Source organism: Rhodococcus sp. C1 (assembly GCF_020809065.1).
Taxonomy (GTDB): domain Bacteria; phylum Actinomycetota; class Actinomycetes; order Mycobacteriales; family Mycobacteriaceae; genus Rhodococcus_F; species Rhodococcus_F qingshengii.
Genome location: NZ_CP078080.1, coordinates 2,694,632 through 2,710,577, shown reverse-complemented (window position 1 = coordinate 2,710,577; position 15,946 = coordinate 2,694,632). Strand labels below are relative to the sequence as shown.

The following is a 15,946-nucleotide window of genomic DNA, read 5'->3' as shown; positions in this document are numbered from 1 at the left end:
GCGCCGGAGTGGCGCGCCGAGCCTGACCTGCATGTGGAGGGCTCTATGTCAGCTCTCGGTGAAGAAACGCACCCGATTGAGTCGATGACCGCTCGCCTCGAAGCCGAACAATGCGATGGCCGGTTCCCCGCACACGATGACGCTCGCCGTCACGGTGCGACCGGCAACCAGCATCTTGCTCTTCGTCACGCCGGTGAGCAGAGCGTTGACATCAGCGTTGGACAACTGCGTCCCCGCCGGAAGCTCGACGGGTACCGGCGGCGTTCGGCCGACAGCGGCCGCATCGAGGAACCGCGACGCTGCCTTCTTGCCTTTGTCTCCGACGCCGAAGATGCCGCGCGAGAACCCGAGCGCCCCGCCGATCCCCTGGTTCGAGAGCAACTGCGGCGTCAACTTCGCGGCCGCCTTCACCCCCGCCACACCAGCAGTCGCGAGCTGGCTCAACATCGTCGCCAATTCCCAATGCGCATAGAGGGTTCCGATCCGCAAGGAATCGGGCTCCCCCACCAAGTCGTAGCGCAAGTGCATCGGAACGTCGAGAACGACTCCGGTCGACATCTCGGTAGCGAGGCTCAGATCGCGCCACACCGTCCGGCCGCACACGATGTCGCGCTCGACATGGAAGGTGATCGAATTGGGGGCGATGAACGTGTCGTAGAAACTCTCGATCGCCGCCTGACCGTTGTGCGGACGTGAACCTACAGGGTCGTTGACCTGTCCGTCGCCGGCAAACAGGGCCACCCAGGTCGAGCGGTCATGCGCGCCGACGGCTTTCGGGGATCCCTCCACGACGGCCATCAACTGCTCGCGCGTAACCGGCGCGGTCATGCGCGCATCTCGTATGCACCGTCGTACGCCTTGACCTGCTGCCACACCCGGTCGAAGCGTTCACTGTCGACAACAGGCTTCCGCACCGCGGCCAGGGCCCACTTCTGCTGCTCGGGTGTCGACGACGGCTTTCCATGCAGCGCGATCGCGTATCCCGAGAAGTCACGAATCTGGAAGTCGAAGATCTGATCGACAACGTCGGCGTCGAGCCCGCTGATCTCGGCCTGTTCGAGAATCAGATGACCGTAGACGACGAGAGAGAACAGGTGCCCGACGTTGAGCATGAAATCGAGATCCTTCTGCTGCTGCGCGTCCGGCGCTGCAGCAGTGAGCAATTCGGTGAGCGCGATCGCCTGCTCGTAAAAACGGGCGACGTTCGGAATCGAAGAGTGCTTCTCGTAGACGGGCTTCCACTCGTGGAACTGAATCTTCGCAGCGCCGCGGGTAGGCCCCTGGTTCCAGAAGAACTCGTCGTCGGCGGCGTCGTCGCGCGTGACGATCTCCGGGAACTGCGCCGAGTTGAACAGATAGTTCGGCAAGAACTTGAGAATCAGGCCGACGTTGACGTGGACGGTGCCCTCGAGCTTGGGCAGCGTGCCGATCATCTGCGCTGCCTCGCGGAAGTACGTTGACTTCTCGTATCCCTTGGCTGCGATCACATCGTGCAGCAACCCGACCACCTTCTCACCTTCGGAGGTGACCTTGGCCTTGGTCATGGGATTGAACAGCAGGTAGCGACGGTCCTCGAGGCTGGCGCTGCGGAAGTAGTCGACCGCCCGCGCACTGAACTGCTTCATCGCGATCAGACGTGAGTACGCGTCGACGAAGGCGGCGCGAACGTGGGCGAAATCCGTGACGGGATTGCCGTACAGAATTCGATTCTGCGCGTGAGTGATTGCCTCGAAGAACGCATGCTCGGTGATGCCGATGGAGCCGGTGCAGAGGTTGAACTTTCCGACGTTGACCGTGTTGAGCGCGGCCTCGAATGCGGCGACGCCGGTGTGCAGAATGTCTTCCTCGCGCACCGGGTAATCGTCGAGGCGGAAATTGCTGACATACATCTGCCCGCGCAGGACGTTGTCCACGAGCTGATAGTTCGGATGTGCACTGTCGGCGACAAAGAACACGTAGCCTTCGGGGCCCTCGACGTCGGTACGACGCCCGAACACAGACACCATTCCGGCTACGTTGCCGTTTCCGATGTAGTACTTCTCGCCGCTCGCGCGGAAGGCGACGTCGCCGTCGGTGGGAGTGAGGAGCATGTCGGTGGAGTACACGTCGGCGCCGTGGTCGCGCTCGGACAGCCCGAACGCCATGACACCACCGTCGGCAAGTTCCTGCGCTGCACGCTTCTTCGCAGCGTCGTTGTCACTCATCCAGATCGGTCCGAGTCCGAGGATCGTGACCTGCCACGCGTACCAGTACGCCAGCCCGTAGAAACCGAAGATCTCGCTCAGAGCTGCGTTGCGGGCACCGTCCCAACGACGGTTCTCGTCACCGTCGGCGAATGCCGCCGGAGTCTGGAACGTCGCGAACAACTTCTCCTTGCCGACAAATTCGAGAAAGTCGGAGACCCACACGGCGTCGAGGTCGTCCTGAAGAAGTTGCTTCTTGCCGCGGCTCTCGAACCATTCGATGGTGGCTCGCAGCAAACGGCGGGTCTCCGGATCGAACTGAGCTGGGTCGTAAGTATGGGGGTTGAAGAGCAATCCATCGGTGCCAGACACGTCATTACCTTTCGTCGATGACGCTAAACTACCAGCGGGTAACTTTCCGCGGTGCGATTCATGGAAGACCTGCGATTCTTCGCGAATGCCACAGGTCCATCGGATTCCACGTGCCGGCCCGAGCGCGCGTGATCGGGTAGCACGCCAACCCGAGCAACAACGCAGACATGTGGCCGATGGCGGTGAAATTGGTGGCGAAAATCAGAGGTACACCATAGAAGAGCAGCAACCCCGCGAGATAGATGTATCGCCACGGATCGACGATGCGGTACACCAGAATCCCCATGATGCCGGCCAGACCGTAGCTCACTCCCACGTCGAGAGTGTTGACCGCCGACTCCGCCACGTATCCGTGCCGAATACCTTCGTACAGAACACCTTCGCTGATGTACGTGGCTCCGACGTGGGCAATGACGACAACACACAACCACCGCCACGTCCCGAGCCAACGCTCAGCCGTTGCATGAAAGATGGTGAAGAGAACCAGGTATCCCAACCAACCGCCACCTTCGAGCCAGAAGGCACTCGAGAACAGGACTCGTAGCGGGTCTTCGGCCAGGTGATGCAGATTGGTCGAGCGCTTGCCGAGAAAACGCTCCTCGACATTGTCAGGCAGATGCCGCAGGAACAGTGTGGTGAACAGCAGGGCCAGCAACCAGACGTAGGTACCGGGAGCACTGCGCACCCATCGCCATGCCGCCTTTGCTGCCCCCAGCATCCTCACCGCTTCGAGTCTGCGCTCACTCGTTCACTACTGCAACGGCAAACCCGTCCCATCCCTTCGAACCCACGGTTTGAATGGCGGTGCCGTCGAGTTTCGGCTCGGCCGCGATCATCTCCAACACCGCTCGACTCGCTTTGACGCGCTCGTCGTCGATATCCGGGTTGGACACGTGTCCCCCACGCACCACGTTGTCCACGATGATGACGGTTCCGGGATGCGAAAGGGCCAACGCCCACCGCACGTACTCGGTGTTGTTCTCCTTGTCGGCGTCGATGAAGACCAAGTCGAAAGGTCCCAACTCTTCCTTCGCGATCGACGGGAGGCTGTCGAGCGCCGCCCCGACGCGGACGTCGACACGGTCAGCCAAGCCGGCGCGCTCGATATTCGCCCGAGCGACATCCGCATGGGTGGGATCGAATTCCAGCGTGATGACCTGGCCCGAGGGGCCGACCGCGCGAGCGAGCCAGATCGTGCTGTATCCGCCGAGCGTTCCGATCTCGAGAACATTGCGCGCCAGGCACATTCGCGCCAGAAGATTGAGGAGCTTGCCCTGGTTCGGCGCCACGTCGATGGGCGGGAGACCGGCCTCGGAGTTGGCGGCGAGTGCCGCGTCGAGAACCGGATCTTCACCTACCAACGTGGAGACAAGGTAACCGTCGACTTCTGCCCAATCCGGTTCGCGTTCCATAGCCACGATTGTGGCAGAAAAGAAGGGCCGCCGCAGACACCTCGGAAGGTGGCTGCGGCGGCCCAGACGACTATTCGAATCAGCCGCGAACTGCGCTGATGATCTCCTCGATCGCCGAGTCGGCGTCGATCTCACGGCTCTCGCCAGTGAAGCGGTCGCGAATTTCGACCTTGCCGTCGGCCCAACCACGGCCGACGACAACGATCAGCGGAACGCCGATCAGCTCGGAGTCCTTGAACTTCACGCCCGGCGATGCCTTGCGGTCGTCGAGGATTACTTCGAGTCCGGCACGGTCGAGTTGCGCGGCGAGGCCTTCGGCGCCTTCGCGCGCGGTCTCGTCCTTATTCGCGATGACGAGGTAGACGTCGGCCGGTGAAACCTCGGCAGGCCAGCGCAGGCCCTTTTCGTCGTGATGCTGCTCGGCAATGACGGCCACCAGACGCGAGACGCCGACGCCGTACGAACCCATGGTCGGGCGGACGGGCTTGCCGTTCTCGGCGAGGACGTCGACGGTGAAGACGTCGGTGTACTTGCGGCCGAGCTGGAAGACGTGCCCGATCTCGATACCGCGAGCCGAGACCAGCGTGCCGGCTCCATCGGGAGAGGCGTCGCCGTCACGAACCTCGGCGGCTTCGATGGTTCCGTCAGGGGTGAAGTCGCGACCGGCAACGAGGCCGACCACGTGCTTGCCGTCTTCGTCGGCGCCGGTAATCCAGCTGGTGCCGTCGACGACGCGCGGATCGACAAGGTAGCGAACGCCGTTGGCCTGCAGAGCCTTCGGGCCGATGTAACCCTTGGCCAGGAACGGGTTGTTCTTGAAGTCGGTCTCGGTGATCATCACGAACTCGGCCGGCTCGAGCGAAGCTTCGAGGCGCTTTTCGTCGACCTCACGGTCGCCGGGGATGCCGATACCGAGCAGTTCCCACTCGCCGCCGGGCAGGCGGGTCTTGACCATGATGTTCTTGAGTGTGTCGGCGGCGGTGACGGTACGGCCGAGATCAGCGCCGTTCGCCCAGTCCACCAGGGTGTCGATGGTGGGTGTGTTCGCGGTGTCGTACACCTTGGCTTCGGGCAGCCCGTCAAACGGAATCGAGTCGGGAACAACAGTCTTGACGGCCTCGACGTTGGCGGCGTAGCCGGATTCGAGGCAGCGCACGTAGGTGTCTTCGCCGATCTCGCTCTCGGCAAGGAACTCCTCGGACGCGCTGCCGCCCATCGCACCGGAGGTGGCCGAGACGATGACGTACTTGACGCCCAGACGCGTGAAGATCTTCTCGTAGGCACCGCGATGCGCCTGGTACGACTCCGTCAGGCCTTCGTCGGTCAGGTCGAAGGAGTAGGAATCCTTCATGAGGAACTCGCGGCCACGCAGAATGCCGGCACGCGGACGCTCTTCGTCGCGGTACTTGGTCTGCACCTGGTACAGGGTGACCGGGAAGTCCTTGTAGGAGTTGTACTCACCCTTGACCGTCAGAGCAAAGAGCTCCTCGTGGGTCGGGCCGAGCATGTAGTCGTTGCCCTTGCGGTCCTTGAGGCGGAACAGGTTGGGGCCGTACTCGGTCCAGCGGTTCGACGCTTCGTAGGGATCGCGCGGGAGCAGCGCAGGCAGCAGGATTTCCTGGCCGCCAATGGCATTCATTTCTTCGCGGACAACACGCTCAACCTCGCGCAGCACCCGCAATCCCAGCGGCAACCACGAGTAGACGCCTGGAGCGATACGACGCACGTAGCCGGCACGAACCAGCAGTTTGTGGCTGGCAACTTCGGCGTCCGAGGGATCGTCACGCAGGGTACGCAGGAACAGGTGGGACAGACGGGTAATCACGAGGTGTAAGGATAGTCGCCGCAGTCGGCCGAGCGGGCCTCGGTACGGTTACAGCGTGCTTGTACTGCTGCCTCCCTCAGAAACCAAGTCCGACGGCGGCAAGGATGCGCCCCTCGATCTGGCCGAACTGTCGATGCCACAGTTGACCGAAACGCGCGAATTGCTGGTTCAGACGCTGGTCGATCTGGCCGCTGACGTCGAGGCGTCGTGCGAAGCGCTCGGGCTCGGTCCGACGCAAGCAGACGAAGTGGAACGCAACGCCAAGCTGTGGGTGTCCGCGACGCGGCCCGCACTGCAGCGCTACACCGGCGTGCTCTTCGACGCCCTCGACGCAAAGTCGTTCACCCGCGCCCAGAAGGCGAAGGCGCTCGATCGGATCGCCATTGGTTCCGCTCTGTTCGGTGCTGTCCGCGCAGGAGATCTGATCCCCGCCTACCGCCTTTCCGGCGGGTCCAAGCTGCCCGGAATGGGCACGCTCCGCTCCCTGTGGAAGCCGGAACTGCCGAAGGCGTTGGCTGCCGAAGCCGACGGGCTGGTCGTCGATCTGCGATCGGGTACGTACCAAGACCTCGGTCCCGTTCCGGACGCCTTGATTGCAACGGTCCTCACCGAGAAGCCGGACGGCACCCGGACGGTGGTCAGTCACTTCAACAAGCACCACAAGGGTCTGCTCGCCCGTGCGCTGGTGGTCTCGCGCGCCGAACCGACCGATATCAAGGGTGTCGCGCGGGTGGCGTCGAAGGCCGGCCTGCGGGTGGAAATCGCGTCGGAGCGTGAACTGATCATCCTGACGGATTGATGGCTTCGTCTGTCAAGTGCCGCAGAAGGTTTGGAACGTCTCGCTGAAAGACCGCGGAGCCGCCTCGGTGTAGTCAGCCCACTCGTCGCGTCGGTCGAATGGATGCGTGACAACCTCCAGCAGCTTCTCGAATGGAGCGAGGTCGCCGTCGGTCGCGGCGCGCAGGGCAGCGTCGAGCCGATGATTACGCGGAATGTACAGCGGGTTGACGCGATCCATCGCGCTCGCGGTCTCCGCGGCCCCTTGTCCGTTTTCGGTCAGGGCTCCCTGCCACCGCTGCAACCAGGGCGCGATGTGCTCCCGTGGCACGAGTTGGTCGAGAGGCGCCGAATTTCCGCGCAATTCGTCCGCGAGTGCGCGGAAACTGCCTGTCCAATCAGCTCCGTGTTCCGCCAACAACGTCAGCAGATCGTCGACGAGCGCCCGATCGACAAACGGCTGGGCCAGACCGATCTTTGCCGCGAGACCGGCCGCATAGTGTCCCTCGTAGCGCTCGTCGAAGGTCTCGAGAACTGCCGACGCCGCGGAAATCGCATTGTCGGGTGCGGAATCGATCAGCGGCAACAGTGTTTCTGCCAAGCGCGCCAGATTCCACTTCAGTACAGCGGGCTGATTGCCGAACGCATAGCGGCCCCCGTGGTCGATCGAGCTGAACACTGCCGCCGGATCGAATGCGTCGAGGAAGGCGCACGGACCGTAATCGATGGTCTCTCCCGAAATTGTCGTGTTGTCGGTGTTCATGACCCCGTGCACGAAACCGATGAGCATCCACCTCGCCACCAGTGACGCCTGCGCCTCGACGACCGCCTCGAGGAACCTCAGATAGCGATTGTGTGTACCCGTTGACGGAAGTTCGGTCAGCTCCGGGTAGTGCCGGGCGATCGCGTAGTCGGTGAGCGGCTGCAAGACCTCGCCCTGCCGGGCCGCGAACTCGAAGGTCCCAACGCGTAGGTGACTCGACGCGATCCGTGCAAGCACGGCACCGGGTTCTGCGCCGTTGCGGCGAACGTCTCGGCCCGTCGCCACCACCGACAGCGCGCGTGTAGTGGGGACACCGAGGGCGTTCATCGCCTCGCTGACGAGATATTCGCGCAGCATCGGCCCTACGACCGCATACCCGTCGCCGCCCCGAGAGAACGGTGTGCGCCCGGAGCCTTTCAGATGCAAGTCCACTCGCTGCCCGGCACTGCTGACGAGTTCGCCGAGTAACAACGCCCGACCGTCCCCGAGAATCGGTGCGTACCCACCGAACTGATGACCCGCATACGCCATCGCCACCGGTGTGGCCCCGACCGGCACCGTCGACCCGGACAGGACGCCGATCCCGTCCACACTTCGCAGCGCTGCTACGTCCAATCTCAACGACGCAGCCAGCTGCTCGTTCACCACGAGCAACTGCGGGTCAGGGGCGGCAGCACCTTGCCACGGCACCGTCAGAGCGCCGAGTTCGTCGGCGAACGTGCTCTCGAGGCAGGCCACGATGGTGACCGTGTCTGCTGTGGATTCCTGGAATGCGGCCATCACACGAGAGTAGTCACCGTGCGACAACCTATCGATCAGCCCTGATCGATGTACGACTCGAGCTGATCGCGTTCGCTCTTGAGCTCGTCGATGCGGCTCTTCACCACGTCGCCGATACTGACGATGCCGAGGAGGTTGCCGTCCTCGATCACCGGCAGATGCCGGATTCGACGCTCGGTCATGATCGCGGCAATGCTGTCCACTGCGTCTGCCGGAACACACGTGTACATCAGAGCGGTCATGACCTCGGAAACCTGGATCCCGAGAAGGTCCGGGCCACGCTCGTGCAGGCGTCGAACGACATCGCGTTCGGAGATGATGCCGACCACCGCGTCGTCGTCGACCACCACCATGGCTCCGATGTTGTGGCGGGCAAGATCGCACAGCAGCCCGTTGACCGTCGTGTGGGCGTCGATCGTGACGATGCTGTTGCCCTTGTTTCGCAATATGTCCGCGATCCGCATCACGGCACCCCGATCCGTCGAGACTCTCGGCACGTCCTGCAACGATCGTATCGGCTAGCGAAGCGGAAAAACAGGACTGATCAGGCGATTCCCTGAGCTGCCTTCTCCGCAGCCTGAGCCTGGGCTACCTGAGAAGGTGTGAACCTGATGCACAGCGCCGCGATACCGGCGAACACGGCGCAGACCGCGCAGCCCACAAGTGCGAAGGTGTACCCCTCTCCGAGTGCGATCAATTGCGCCGGATTCATGTCCGCTGCCTTGCCCGAAGTGCCGCCGAGCGAGAGCGTCTTGGACGTCGCCATTGCACCGATCACCGACAGCGCCAATGGTCCACCGAGCGTCTGGGCAACTTGGGAGATTGCGGTCAGCGGGCCGATCTCGGTCTCCGGGACACCGGCGATCGCGCACAGTGGCAAGGGCACCATCGCGAGGCCGATACCGAATCCGATCCCGATCACGGGCACGAACAAGTTGGCCAGGTAGGTGGAGTCGGAATCGAGAGTAGAGCCGTAGAGGAGTCCGACGATCATGATCACGACGCCGGTGAGGACCAGCCAGCGGGGTTGAACCTTCACGGCGAGCTTGGAAGCAACCGACGCGGCGGCGCCCAATCCGAACGCGAACGGAATGAACGCGATACCGGCACGCAACGGCGAATACTGCATGATGTCCTGCACGAACAGTGCGACGAAGGCCGTCATGCTGAACATCGCGCCACCGACGAAAAAGATGGCGAGGAACGTCGCGACACGGTTGCGATCGGCGAACAACGAGAAGGGCAAGAGCGGGTTGTCTGCAGTTCGCTCGACAAAGAGGAAGGCGGCGAGGGCGACCAATCCGGCCGCCAATGCACCGATGACGGCGATGCTCCCCCATCCCATTTCCGGGCCTTCGGTGAGAGCAAAAACAACACCGGTACAACCGAGGGTCGCGAGGATCGCGCCGGGGACATCCAAAGCCAGACGCGTCTGATTCGTCTCGCGAAGGGCGCGGAACGCCATGCCGACGAGCGCGATGCCGATCGGGACGTTGATGAGGAAGATCAGACGCCACGACACCTCGGTCAATGCGCCGCCGATGATCAGACCGGCGATCGATCCGACGCCCGTCATGGCGGCAAAAATCGCGATGGCCTGATTACGAGCCGGACCCGCGGCGAAAGTCGTGGCAACAAGGGCGAAGGCAGTGGGCGACGCCACGGCTGCGCCGACACCTTGAAGCGCCCGCGCTGCGATCAACATGCCCTCGTTCAGGGCGAGTCCACAGAGCAACGACGCCACCGTGAACAGCGAGACTCCCGCGATGAACATCTTCTTGCGTCCGAACGCGTCGCCGAGCCGACCACCGAGGAGCATGAGCCCACCAAACGCAAGCGCGTAGGAGGTCAACACCCAGTTGCGGCCGCTGTCGCTCAGCCCGAGGTCGGCCTGCAATGGCGCCAGAGCGAGGTTCGCGACAGTACCGTCGAGCACCACCATCATCTGCAAACCACTCAGGACGATGATGGCAAGCCCGATGACTCGAGTCGCTACCGGGGCATTCGCCGAAGCGGTTTCAGATGTTGGGGAGTCAGACACAAGACTTCACGTTACCCAGCGTCGACGGAAAAGCCCGCGACCGGCCCGATCACGATGATCGCCGGAGGCTTGATCTCCTCGTCCTTGACGCGCTGAGCAACGGTCGCCAGATCGGCCCGAAGTTCACGCTGAGTGCGCAGCGTGCCCTCTTGGATCACGGTGACCGGCGTGGTTGCCGGGCGTCCACCGTCGACGAGTGCCTTCGCGAACTGATCGATGCGCTCGACCGCCATGAGCAGCACGATCGTGCCGCGCAACTTGGCCAGCGCCGACCAGTCGACCAGCGAATCCGGATGATCCGGAGCCACGTGCCCACTGACGACGACGAACTCGTGGGTGACGCCGCGGTGGGTGACCGGGATGCCTGCGGCCGACGGGACCGAGATCGCGCTCGTGATTCCGGGCACTACGGTCACCGGAACGCCGGCAGCGGCACACGCTTCGAGTTCTTCGTATCCCCGTCCGAAGACGTACGGGTCCCCGCCCTTGAGGCGGACCACGAACTTGCCTGCCTTCGCGTTGTCGATCAGCGCGGCGTTGATGGCCTCCTGAGCCATGGCACGGCCGTACGGGATCTTCGCGGCGTCGATCACCTCTACGTCCGGACCCAGTTCGGCGAGCAACTCCGGCGGAGCCAATCGGTCGGCCACGACGACGTCGGCGCGGGCGAGCAAACGGCGTCCGCGCACGGTGATCAGATCGGGATCACCGGGGCCACCACCGACGAGAGCAACACCCGCAGCGGCAGGCTCGGCCGTATCGGCGAGCACGCCCGACTGAAGACCTTCGACGACGGCGGTGCGGACTGCTGCCGAACGACGGTGATCGCCGCCCGCCAGAATTCCGATGCTCATACCGTCGTACTCGGCGCTGGCGGGAGTGACGGCGGTGCCGTGCTTCGCGTTGTCGGCGCGCACGCAGAAGATGTGGCGACGCTCCGCTTCGGCGACGATCGCCGCATTGGTTTCCGGCTCGTCGGTCGAGGCGATGGCGTACCACGCACCTTCGAGGTCGCCGTCGGCGTACGGACGCTCTTCGACCGTGATCTGACCGGCAGTGGCCATACCTTCGACGGCTGGAGTGAACGCGCGACTGATGACGTGAACGCGGGCACCAGAGGCGACCAGCAGTCCGAGTCGGCGCTGAGCCACAGTGCCGCCACCGAACACGACCACGCGTCGATCGGTCAGGTTGAGGCCGACCAGGTAGTTGGTCTCGTCTGCGGTGGACTCGCTCACTCGCACTCCGTTTCGTTGTCAGAATTGGTCAAGCTGGAGGGAACTTTACGGGCCGCGGCCACGGTCACTCCATCCCTGGCAGTCTTGGCCAACACAAGTCGGCCGCCCCCGGACGCGAGGATCGCAGCCGCTTCCGCGACGCTTGCCGTTCCGACGGCATTCTCGACGCGAGGCGATGGTGACCGAACTTGAACTCGCGCAAGTACGTCCGGGGCGAAACTCACAATCGGGACGTTCAGTTCATGGGCCGCTGTCAGAAGAGTCGAAGACTCAGCTTTTGCCGCCACAGTGGCGAGTACCACGATCTTCCCTTGCGCCGCGGGCACAGCCTTCACCGCAGCGACGATGTCCTTCGCGGTGACACTCGTCGTGAATCCCACGCCTATACAGAGGTCATCGCCGTGCGGCATCGACGAACTTCGCGATCGATTCGGGCTGCCCCACCGGATGAGTGTGCAGATACGACGCGTGGACGCCACCGCGAACAAACCCTTCGCGGACACTGCCGCCGTCCCAGGGCCGCCACCCCCACGCACTTCCGCAACCGTCCGCGTCGGCCGAGACGAGAGACGTTCGGTGGAACTCGTGACCGGTGACGCGGGAGCCTGCGTCGAAGAGGCTGGAGTCGCTGATCGCCACTGCTTCGCGATACCCGAGGGTCAGGCGTTTCCCGAACGTCGCATCCACTCCGACCACACCGGCCATGCTGTGACCGTCCAAGCTGCGAGCGAGGTAGAGCAGACCGGCACACTCGGCGTGGATCGGTGCACCGCCGTCCGCCAGATCGCGAACCTGCTGCAGCAGTACGGTATTGGCCGCAAGGTCTACCGCGTGTTCCTCCGGGAAGCCACCGGGAAGGACCAGAGCGGCAGTTCCCGCAGGAAGCTCGTCCCGCAACGGGTCGAACACCTGCACGTCCGCGCCGGCGGCAGTCAACAGCTCCCGGTGCTCGGCATAGCCGAAGGTGAAGGCCGGGCCACCCGCCATGGCAACCACAGGCCGAGACTCTGCGTGTGCGCCGACCTCGGCAACCGGATCCCATGCAGCTGCACTCACGTTCGAGGCGGCCAGTGCGCGAACAGCACCCAGATCGACGTGCGAGGCAATCAAATCGGACATCGCGTCCACTGCCGCCACAGCGGCGGCGCCGTGCTCGGCCGCCGGAATCAGGCCGAGGTGCCGGGAGGGAACTTCGAGTTCCGTCAACCGCGGCACAACTCCGAGCACTGCGACGCCGACCTTGTCGCACGCATGACGCAACACCTGCTCGTGACGAGCGCTCCCGACGCGATTGAGAATGACGCCGCCGATGCGCACACCTGCGTCGTAGGTCGCGAAGCCGTGGAGTACGGCGGCCAGACTCTGACTGTGCCCACGGGCGTCGATCACGAGCACTACCGGCGAACCGAGGATCGACGCGACCTGCGCCGTCGATCCCTCCGCCGACGGCTGCGAGTTTGCCTCGTCGATCTTCCCGTCGAACAGACCCATGACGCCTTCGACCACGGCGATGTCGCAACCAGCGGTTCCATGCCGGTAGAGCGGTCCGATGCGATCCGGGCCCACCAGAACAGTGTCGAGGTTGCGTCCGGGCCGCCCTGCCGCGAGTCCGTGATAACCCGGGTCGATGTAGTCCGGCCCCACCTTGAAGGGTGCAACGCTGCTACCGGACCGTCGCAGCGCGCCGATCAATCCCGTTGCCACCGTGGTCTTTCCGCTACCCGAGGCAGGAGCAGCGATCACCACGGCCGGAGTGGAAGGACTTACCATTCGATGCCCCGTTGGCCCTTTCGGCCGGCATCCATCGGGTGCTTGATCTTGGTCATCTCGGTCACGAGGTCGGCGGCGTCGATCAACGCCTGCGGGGCGTCGCGTCCCGTGATGACTACGTGCTGGTTGCCCGGACGATCGCGCAGTGTCTGCACGACCTCGTCGACGTCGACCCAGCCCCACTTGAGCGGATAGGTGAACTCGTCGAGGACATAGAATCGATGTTCCTCGCTCGCAAGCCTTCTCGCGATCTCCTGCCAACCCTCCGCAGCGGCAGCAGCATGATCTTCCTCGCTACCGGCCTTGCGTGTCCATGACCAACCTTCGCCCATCTTGTGCCACTGCACCGGCCCACCGACGCCGGTTTCGTCGTGCAGGTTTCCGAGCGCGCGGAACGCGGCTTCCTCTCCGACCTTCCACTTGGCACTCTTCACGAACTGGAACACGCCGATGTCGAACCCCTGATTCCAGGCACGCAGCGCCATGCCGAAAGCGGCGGTGGACTTACCCTTTCCCGGGCCGGTGTGCACGGCAAGTACCGGCGCGTTACGACGCTGACGCGTGGTCAGACCGTCGTCGGGAACTGTCTCGGGAACACCCTTGGGCATCGTGAACTCCTGAGCTGGGATCTAGGCTGCGGCGCGGACGACACCCGCGACCTGCTGCGCTGACAATTCGGCGAGGCGGACGTATCCGCCACGTAGTTCTCGCGCCAACTCGGCCGCCAGCCCCAGACGCACGAGGCCGGTCTCGCAGTCGACGACGATGGACGCGACGGACGCGTCGGCGAGAAGATGCGCGGCGACGCGGGCGCGGTGCAGCGCATCCTTGCCGCCGGTTGCCCGGCCGTCGGTGAGTGTGACGACGAGGGCGCGACGCTGCGGGTCACGAAGTCGTTCACGCAGAACCACTTCGCGAGCACGCAGGAATCCCTCTGCGAGTGGGGATTTGCCGCCGGTACGCATCGACTGCAAGCGACGGACAGCGATGTCCACCGAAGATGTCGGCGGCAGTACGAGCTCCGCTTCACGACCACGGACAGTGATGACGGCGACCTTGTCGCGGCGCTGATAGGCGTCGCGGAGCAACGAGACAACCGCACCGGTGACCGCGGAGAGGCGGTCGCGTGCTGCCATCGACCCCGACGCGTCGACAACGAAGACGATCAGATTGCCTTCTCGCCCTTCACGTATCGCGCCGCGGAGGTCAGCCGGTGCCAGCCGCAACCGTCCAGCAGTGCGACCACGGGCAACTTGAGACTCGGCTGCGGCAAAGACCGTGCTCGTCAGATGCAATCCGTGCCCACGCTCCCGCGTGGACCGCACAACTCGTCCACGGGACGACATGGACCGCGAGCGTCGTCCCGGTGCACCTTCACCGACTCCCGGAACTTCGAGGAGCTTGGCCTTGAATTCGCCGGCCGGTGGAGCCGAGGGGCGATCGGTGGCGCGTACTCCCCCACCAGGTCCGTCAGGGTCGTCCGGGCCGTCGTCGTCAGGCCCGTCGTCGTCCGGCCCTTCGTGTCCGGGACCGCCGTCATCGGAGCCGCCATCTTCCGGGCCACGGTCTTCGTGATTCTCGGGAGGTTCGGGCTCTCCGTCGCGCGCGTCGTCCTCTACCTGCGACTGAGCATCCTGGTCGGCCTGCTCGAGCGCATCGTCCAACTGCTGCTGATCCAAGCCGGGCTCGTCGAACGGATCGCGGCGGCGGCGATGCGGCAGCGTCAGTTCCGCCGCTACTCGTACGTCCTCCGCAGTGACTTCACTGTCGCCGCGCCAGGCAGCGTGGGCCGTCGCGGTGCGCGCCAGCACCAAGTCCGCGCGCATACCGTCGACGTCGAACGACGCACACAGCGAGGCGATACGACGCAGTTCGCGGTTGCTCAGCTCGACCGAGTCCAATTTCTCACGCGCCGTGAGGATTTCGGACGCCAACTCCTCATCGGCGGATACGTACCGAGCGACAAATGCATCGGGGTCACGCTCGTAGTCGAGTCGGCGACGCACCACTTCCATGCGAATGTCGACGTCGCGGGACGCGGCGACGTCGACAGCCAGACCGAAACGGTCCAGAAGTTGCGGACGCAGTTCTCCCTCTTCGGGATTCATCGTGCCGACGAGTACGAACTTGGCCGGATGCGAATGGGAGATGCCGTCACGCTCGATGTGAACCCGGCCCATCGCCGCGGCGTCGAGAAGCACGTCGACCAGGTGGTCGTGAAGCAGATTCACCTCGTCGACGTACAGAACACCCTGGTGAGCGGCGGCGAGCAGTCCAGGTTGGAATGCGCGCTCACCGTCACGCAGAACCTTCTCCAAGTCGATCGAACCGATCACCCGGTCTTCGGTGGCGCCTACGGGCAGTTCGACCAAGCGGGCCGGTCGTGTCGTTCCGGCGTCGTCGACCGCGGGCAGCAGCGCAGTCAGCGCGCGCACGACCGTCGACTTGGCAGTTCCCTTCTCACCGCGGACCAAGACCCCGCCGATCCCTGGATGCACCGCACACAGGATCAGCGCCAATCGCAATTGATCCTGGCCGACCACAGCACTGAACGGGAAGCCCGCCACTGGTCGATCTTCTTCACTTCGCAAGTCGATATCCCTCCACCTCTCGGTTTCCTCGCCGAGAATTTGGCTGCACTCGAATGTCGCGGCAACCTGGCTGAGATCTCCCGGTTTATCGGTAGAGGAGAGATCTTTCACAGTGGCGGGACCGCGCCTGGATCGAACAGGACTTCCCCGCGAACATTCGATATCGAAAAAACCCTAGTCGGCTCGCTTTCCCA

General features: G+C 64.0%; 14 protein-coding genes. 1 reads left to right on the top strand and 13 read right to left on the bottom strand.

The features are described from left to right. Positions 1–48 precede the first annotated feature (48 nt). The 5 genes from KTR60_RS12545 to KTR60_RS12525 all read right to left on the bottom strand — a co-directional run bounded on the left by KTR60_RS12545 (position 49) and on the right by KTR60_RS12525 (position 5,792). Positions 49–828: a nuclear transport factor 2 family protein gene (locus tag KTR60_RS12545; protein ID WP_030535621.1), complete on the bottom strand. Its 780-nt coding sequence runs from the start codon at positions 826–828 to the stop codon at positions 49–51. Then, positions 825–2,555, bottom strand: a complete 1,731-nt coding sequence (locus tag KTR60_RS12540; protein ID WP_007735018.1) for an acyl-CoA dehydrogenase family protein — start codon at positions 2,553–2,555, stop codon at positions 825–827. Before KTR60_RS12540 ends, KTR60_RS12545 begins: the two co-directional genes overlap by 4 nt. A 58-nt stretch (positions 2,556–2,613) precedes the next feature. Then, positions 2,614–3,273, bottom strand: a complete 660-nt coding sequence (locus KTR60_RS12535) for a rhomboid-like protein (RefSeq protein ID WP_007735016.1) — start codon at positions 3,271–3,273, stop codon at positions 2,614–2,616. 22 nt (positions 3,274–3,295) lie between these two features. Then, complete coding sequence (locus KTR60_RS12530) at positions 3,296–3,967, bottom strand: O-methyltransferase (protein WP_020969392.1); 672 nt, start codon at positions 3,965–3,967, stop codon at positions 3,296–3,298. Between the two features lie 79 nt (positions 3,968–4,046). Next, positions 4,047–5,792 carry a proline--tRNA ligase gene (locus tag KTR60_RS12525; protein ID WP_054188575.1) on the bottom strand — a complete coding sequence of 582 codons (1,746 nt, stop codon included), beginning with the start codon at positions 5,790–5,792 and terminating at the stop codon, positions 4,047–4,049. Between the two features lie 55 nt (positions 5,793–5,847). Between KTR60_RS12525 and yaaA the strand changes: the two genes are divergently transcribed. After that, positions 5,848–6,591 carry a peroxide stress protein YaaA gene (yaaA, locus tag KTR60_RS12520; protein WP_047271360.1) on the top strand — a complete coding sequence of 248 codons (744 nt, stop codon included), beginning with the start codon at positions 5,848–5,850 and terminating at the stop codon, positions 6,589–6,591. Between the two features lie 12 nt (positions 6,592–6,603). Here yaaA and KTR60_RS12515 read toward each other — a convergent pair whose 3' ends face one another. The 8 genes from KTR60_RS12515 to KTR60_RS12480 form a co-directional block, all read right to left on the bottom strand. Then, positions 6,604–8,112, bottom strand: a complete 1,509-nt coding sequence (locus tag KTR60_RS12515; RefSeq protein WP_047271358.1) for a protein adenylyltransferase SelO — start codon at positions 8,110–8,112, stop codon at positions 6,604–6,606. Between the two features lie 35 nt (positions 8,113–8,147). Then, positions 8,148–8,576, bottom strand: coding sequence for a CBS domain-containing protein (locus tag KTR60_RS12510; RefSeq protein ID WP_007735005.1), 429 nt, complete (start codon positions 8,574–8,576; stop codon positions 8,148–8,150). A gap of 80 nt (positions 8,577–8,656) precedes the next feature. Continuing rightward, a complete protein-coding gene (locus tag KTR60_RS12505) occupies positions 8,657–10,153 on the bottom strand; it encodes an MFS transporter (protein WP_003942680.1) in 1,497 nt (498 codons plus the stop codon). 11 nt (positions 10,154–10,164) lie between these two features. Then, a complete protein-coding gene (gene cobA / locus KTR60_RS12500; RefSeq protein WP_007735001.1) occupies positions 10,165–11,391 on the bottom strand; it encodes a uroporphyrinogen-III C-methyltransferase in 1,227 nt (408 codons plus the stop codon). Further along, the gene (locus KTR60_RS12495) at positions 11,388–11,771 is read right to left on the bottom strand and encodes a cobalamin biosynthesis protein (RefSeq protein WP_267133028.1); all 384 of its coding nucleotides are present in this window, start codon (positions 11,769–11,771) and stop codon (positions 11,388–11,390) included. The genes cobA and KTR60_RS12495 overlap by 4 nt, the downstream gene beginning before the upstream one ends. 13 nt (positions 11,772–11,784) lie before the next feature. After that, positions 11,785–13,161 (bottom strand): cobyrinate a,c-diamide synthase, encoded by a 1,377-nt coding sequence (locus KTR60_RS12490; protein WP_064444481.1) that lies wholly within the window; start codon positions 13,159–13,161, stop codon positions 11,785–11,787. Continuing rightward, on the bottom strand, positions 13,155–13,769 hold the full coding sequence (cobO, locus tag KTR60_RS12485; protein WP_003942784.1) for a cob(I)yrinic acid a,c-diamide adenosyltransferase: 615 nt from the start codon (positions 13,767–13,769) through the stop codon (positions 13,155–13,157). The genes KTR60_RS12490 and cobO overlap by 7 nt, the downstream gene beginning before the upstream one ends. A gap of 21 nt (positions 13,770–13,790) precedes the next feature. Next, a complete protein-coding gene (locus KTR60_RS12480; protein ID WP_064112716.1) occupies positions 13,791–15,752 on the bottom strand; it encodes a magnesium chelatase subunit D family protein in 1,962 nt (653 codons plus the stop codon). Positions 15,753–15,946: the final 194 nt, after the last annotated feature.

What these genes read in the sequence shown, in the direction of transcription:
- KTR60_RS12510 (WP_007735005.1), bottom strand. Translation starts at nt 8,576, where the DNA reads ATGCGGATCGCGGACATATTGCGAAACAAGGGCAACAGCATCGTCACG.
- KTR60_RS12490 (WP_064444481.1), bottom strand. Translation starts at nt 13,161, where the DNA reads ATGGTAAGTCCTTCCACTCCGGCCGTGGTGATCGCTGCTCCTGCCTCG.
- KTR60_RS12545 (WP_030535621.1), bottom strand. Translation starts at nt 828, where the DNA reads ATGACCGCGCCGGTTACGCGCGAGCAGTTGATGGCCGTCGTGGAGGGA.
- KTR60_RS12530 (WP_020969392.1), bottom strand. Translation starts at nt 3,967, where the DNA reads ATGGAACGCGAACCGGATTGGGCAGAAGTCGACGGTTACCTTGTCTCC.
- KTR60_RS12515 (WP_047271358.1), bottom strand. Translation starts at nt 8,112, where the DNA reads ATGGCCGCATTCCAGGAATCCACAGCAGACACGGTCACCATCGTGGCC.
- cobO (WP_003942784.1), bottom strand. Translation starts at nt 13,769, where the DNA reads ATGCCCAAGGGTGTTCCCGAGACAGTTCCCGACGACGGTCTGACCACG.
- KTR60_RS12535 (WP_007735016.1), bottom strand. Translation starts at nt 3,273, where the DNA reads ATGCTGGGGGCAGCAAAGGCGGCATGGCGATGGGTGCGCAGTGCTCCC.